This window comes from Bacillus cereus group sp. BfR-BA-01355 (genome assembly GCF_022663675.1).
GTDB lineage: Bacteria > Bacillota > Bacilli > Bacillales > Bacillaceae_G > Bacillus_A > Bacillus_A thuringiensis_S.
Map to the genome: position 1 here is coordinate 1 of NZ_JAKUFY010000320.1, position 420 is coordinate 420.

The following is a 420-nucleotide window of genomic DNA, read 5'->3' on the forward strand; positions in this document are numbered from 1 at the left end:
GTTGGACCTTGGGGACCTTGCACGCCTTGTATTCCTTGAGGACCGGTTGGGCCTATACTTCCTTGCGGTCCCTGGATACCTTGTATTCCTTGAGGACCGGTTGGGCCTGTTATGCCACTCGGACCTTGTACGCCTTGCACTCCTTGTGGGCCAGTTGGGCCACTCGGACCTTGTACGCCTTGTAGACCTTGTAAACCAGTTGGACCTGTCGCTCCCCTTACTCCTTGCTCACCTTGTATACCTTGAACCCCTTGTGGGCCGGTTGGACCGATTGGACCCTGTGCCCCTTGCACTCCTTGGGGACCTGTCGGACCGGTTGGGCCGATTGAGCCTTGTAATCCTTGTAGACCTTGCGGACCTGTCGGGCCGGTTACTCCTTGTATCCCTTGTGGACCTTGAATGCCTTGGTCACCCGTTGGA

Annotated in this window: 1 pseudogene; it reads right to left on the bottom strand. The window is 57.1% G+C overall.

The features are described from left to right. A pseudogene (locus MR167_RS31850) lies at positions 1 to 420 on the bottom strand (collagen-like protein); the annotation flags it as partial.